We start from the raw sequence: 4,693 nt of genomic DNA, 5'->3' as shown, positions 1-4,693 counted from the left end.
TGTATCTGGTTTAGTTGGTGTGGGAGATGGAGATGGGGATGGTGTGGGAGTTGGTAATGGGGATGGCGATTCTGCAATTGTCGGATCAGGTTGAGGGGATAGTGTATTTTTAATCGAACTAACAATAGCCCAAGAAGCCAATCCCACAAATAATGCTAGCACTGCGCCAATAGCTAAATTTCCCGCAGCATTTTGGGAATTCGAGTTATTAGTTGCTGAGTTAATTACTGGTGCAGAGGCACTTCTGGAACTAGTAGTTTGAGGCTCAGGGCGGCGGCCAACCGCAACAGTAGCCATCCGTGACTGATTGGAGTCTGGCGATGGCGAAGAAGGGGTAGGGGACTGCAATGCTTGCAAGACATCCATCGCTAAGGGATAGCGATCGCCCGGTCGATGACTTAACATGCGATCTAGAACCCTGGCAAGCTCTTCACTTACACTCGCCCACTGTCGCCAGTTCCAGGTAAGCTGAGAGTTATCTAAAAGTTCCTGTGGCTCTTTGCCAGTCAGGAGGACAACTGCTGATACGGCTAAGGAATAGAGATCGCTACTAGGATAAGCTCTTCCAGTTTGGATTTGTTCGCTGGGGGCATAACCTAGTTTGCCAACGGTTGTCGCTGGGGAACCCAAGTCTGGAGATTGAAAACGGGTTGCCAATTCCTTTACCACGCCAAAGTCAATCAGGACAGGTGTTTTGTCTCTGTTGCGTAAAATAATGTTATCTGGAGTAATATCTCGGTGAATAATCCCTTTGCTGTGGATATGCTCTAATACTGGCAACAACTGTAGCAATAGCTGCCTAACCTCTGCTTCTGAGAAGACTTGGTTGCTCGTTGAAGACGCAGGCTGATTGCGATTCAGTTGGCCCAGCCTTTCGTTGAGGAGTTCCCGATAGGTTTTGCCTTCTACATAGTCTTGCACTAAAAACAGCCGCCCGTCTTGCTCGAAGGTAGCGCGAAACTCCGGCACTTGGGGGTGTTTGATCTGATAGAGTGTGGTTGCCTCTCGCTGAAAGAGTTCCTTGGATTTCTCTATACCAGAACTTTCGCTATAAGGCGGTATCAATTCCTTGAGGGCACAGGGTTCATTAAATCGATTGAGATCTTCTGCTAGGTAAGTCCGGGCAAATCCTCCTTGACCGAGTACTCTGATCAAGTGGTAGCGATTTTGCAGAATAGTTCCGGAGGCAATTGCTGGTTCCATGGGGTTTCAATAGTATTTTTTATCTGGAAGTGTAGCACCAAGTTTAATCTTGCAGTTAGGAGCTAGGTTCCTGATGCAAGCTTCTCTTTAGACTATCCTGAAGGGTGAGCTTGTAGTCAATCTATTGGTGTTTTTGAGGACTTTGAGCTTTGAATTAGGTAAATCTTATCATATTTCCCTGAATATGTATTTTAACTTATTGCTTACTCCTTCCCAAATCTAGAAACCCGGTTTCTTTGAGAAACCGGGTTTCTGAGGGAGTCTCTTTGAGAAACCGGGTTTCTGAGGGAGTCTCTCGCTCCATTTTGTTTTGGCAAAATATTTGATTCTAACACGATTAAAAATAAATAGTTGCTTTTTTTTACTTTTAAGTAAAATCTCAAAATTAATAACTGCCACTGGAGAATCTTCTGTGGAGTTTTCCCCTTGTAGTTTTATTAATTTTCCGATCAAAAAGTTAAATAAATTTAAACAAGTTAAATTAAGTCAAAGAGGAATAAACTTGTCAATTGGTAAGGTTTGAGGCAACTTCGATCTTGTCACCAGGATGAAGTCTTAGTCTTTCGGCGATCGTTAATTTCCAATAATTGTTACAAATGATTATATCTGAGAATGCTAAGATTGCGATGAAATAAGCTTCGAGGGTTTTCTGTGAGCCGTTCTGCAACTTTAACGTTTCAGCCTATGCTGCCGCTGATTGCGGACAATAATCGTCTCCGACTGTTTTCTGGTACTGCTAATGCCCCACTGTCTCTGGAAGTGGCTCGTTATCTGGGCATGGATTTGGGACCGATGGTGCGCAAGCGGTTTGCGGATGGAGAGTTATACGTCCAAATTCAAGAATCCATTCGGGGTTGTGACGTTTACCTGATTCAGCCAACCTGTCACCCGGTAAACGATCACTTGATGGAATTAATGATTATGATCGATGCCTGTCGTCGGGCATCGGCGCGGCAAATTACGGCAGTGATCCCCTACTACGGTTATGCTAGAGCAGATCGCAAGACAGCGGGGCGCGAGTCGATTACAGCCAAACTGGTTGCTAACCTGATTACCGAAGCAGGTGCGGATCGGGTTTTGGCAATGGATTTACATTCTGCCCAAATTCAGGGCTATTTTGATATTCCTTTGGATCATGTTTACGGTTCCCCAGTTTTACTAGACTACCTGGCTCGGAAGCAACTCCCGGATTTGGTGGTGGTTTCACCAGATGTCGGTGGTGTTGCCAGAGCTAGGGCATTTGCGAAAAAATTAAATGATGCTCCTTTAGCAATTATCGATAAACGACGACAAGCGCACAATGTAGCAGAGGTGATGAATGTCATTGGGGATGTTAAGGGCAAAACTGCTGTATTAGTGGACGATATGATCGATACCGCTGGTACGATTTCTGAAGGAGCAAAAATACTCCGCAAAGCAGGTGCTAATCAAGTCTATGCTTGCGCTACCCATGCGGTTTTTTCGCCGCCAGCAGTAGAGCGCCTATCGAGCGGGGTATTTGAAGAGGTGATTGTCACTAATACTATCCCCGTTGCTGAAGAAAACCGCTTTCCACAATTGACGATGCTTTCTGTTGCTAATTTACTGGGAGAAACAATTTGGCGGATTCATGAAGATAGTTCCGTGAGCAGTATGTTTCGATAGAGGAAGTATACTCAAGAAACCCGGTTTCTTCAAGAAACTGGGTTTCTTCAAGGGTTTTTCTGTACTCAGATTTTGCACCACTCTTAATAACCCGACATTAGCTATGAGACAGAGAATTTATTCTCTGGCGGATTTTCAGGGTTATTAACAATGGTGCAAGATCTCAGTCTTAACCGCCCTGGCGACTGCGATAACAAACAACAAACAACCAACAACTAACAACCAACAACTAACAACAAATAACTTACCAAGGATTACCCACTAAGGTGAAACCTGCCCAATAATAAGGATGAGAGAGGTTAATATTCCTCAACTTAGCAACTTCTAGTGGTAAGGAAACTTCTTTGTCAGAGCTATATAATTGATGATTAGTAATGCGTAAATTACTATGAAGCATGGCGACTTGTGCCTTTCTTAATGCCTCACTTTTTGTCGGAGCCTGACTTAATTGATAGTAAAATTCTGTTGTGAGTCCTAATGCGCCGCGATCGCTAATATACCAGAGAGTGGCTAGAGTCGAGTCAACTCCTGCTGCCAATGCAGATCCAGCAAAGCCTAATTCTGCTTGGGGATCTCCTAATGCTGTTCGACAAGCACTTAAAACTAACAAATCTACTCCTCTCTGGGATAATTCCAAATCTTGTATTTCATTAAGCCGCAGTTTGCGATCCCATAACTGAATATAGGAATTATTAGGATTTCCCGGTTGGAATTCGGCATGAGTTGCCAAATGAACAATCGCAAATCTTCCCTGATGTAGTTGATTTTGTAAATTATGAAGTGTGAAACCTTCGTTAAGAAAAGACTTTCCTTTGCCAAATTGTTCTAAAATTATTGCTAATTCTACAGGAACCCAAGGTAAAGCGGTTTGATCGGTAAATTGTGACGATCCCATGGCGAGAATCTGCTGGGATCTAATATCTCTATAGGGTAAAGATATTAAACTGAGGCTAGGTATCAAGCTGACGCTATAACGCTCGATTAAAAACTCATTTCCATCATGAAGTGCTGCAATGGGTAGAGAGCGCAATCCTGTATCCATTGCAAAGATCAGACTCTTAATCTTCCCTGCTTCTAAATCCTCTTCTAAGGGTTGTATTAGCCATTGATAAAGTTGTTGAGATGATTTTAGATAATTCGCGGGTATTGTTTGGGGATTGTTGATGGCTTGCTGAAATTCACGAGTCTTAGCCAAGACTTTAGCACGATTCGCTTCAGGAATTCGCCGCCGAATTGTTTCTCCATCTCCGGTAATCATAACAATTTCTAACTCATCGCTATCTACTGTTGCGCAACTCCCCTGTGATGGTGCAGGGATTTGATAGCCAAACCGTCTATCTATTTGGGGTGATGGTAATTTAGTTTGACATTTCGTTTCTGATACTTTTGTAGAAGTCGGAGTGAAATTGACGTAAATCACTGCTGTTTTGATTCCTGTAATTTTTTCAATTTCACTGGTTTGATGTTGAACATCCTCTTGGCTGTGAATTGTTGTTTTTAACGATCGCTGAAAATAGTCATCAAATTCTTTTGTAAATGCTGTTTCTATCTGATATATTTGATCGTTTTTAAGTCCATTTTGATTAGGTGATACACCCAGGTTTTGTTCTTCTTCTTGTTTTTTTGCTACTGACTCTTGGTTGACTTCTGTACTGGGTAATGGGTTTACTGTATCTGTATTTGTATTCCCTTTATCTGTTTGACTGGTATTCTCAGTATTGGTGTTCGTATTACTACTACCAGTATTGGCAGTATTATTTGAGTTATCGGAGTTAGGGCTATCGCTAGTACTATTACTACTACCAGTATTGGCAGTATTGTTCGAGTTATCGGAGTTAGGGCTATT

3 protein-coding genes are annotated in these 4,693 nt (G+C 42.7%); 1 reads left to right on the top strand and 2 read right to left on the bottom strand.

From position 1 onward, the window contains the following. Positions 1–1,203, bottom strand: a 1,203-nt coding sequence (locus NJ959_RS00210; protein WP_254009721.1) for a serine/threonine-protein kinase, incomplete at its 3' end; no start/stop codon positions are given. Positions 1,204–1,854: 651 nt separating this feature from the next. Between NJ959_RS00210 and NJ959_RS00205 the strand changes: the two genes are divergently transcribed. Continuing rightward, complete coding sequence (locus NJ959_RS00205; protein ID WP_309242525.1) at positions 1,855–2,847, top strand: ribose-phosphate pyrophosphokinase; 993 nt, start codon at positions 1,855–1,857, stop codon at positions 2,845–2,847. Between the two features lie 244 nt (positions 2,848–3,091). Here the strand turns inward: NJ959_RS00205 and NJ959_RS00200 are convergent. Next, positions 3,092–4,693, bottom strand: a 1,602-nt coding sequence (locus NJ959_RS00200) for a CHAT domain-containing protein (RefSeq protein WP_254009720.1), incomplete at its 5' end; no start/stop codon positions are given.

This window comes from Limnofasciculus baicalensis BBK-W-15, assembly GCF_024178385.1.
In the GTDB taxonomy this organism is placed as follows: Bacteria; Cyanobacteriota; Cyanobacteriia; order Cyanobacteriales; family Coleofasciculaceae; genus Limnofasciculus; species Limnofasciculus baicalensis.
The sequence above is the reverse complement of the archived record's forward strand: the minus strand, read 5'-3'. Positions and strand labels throughout refer to the sequence as shown.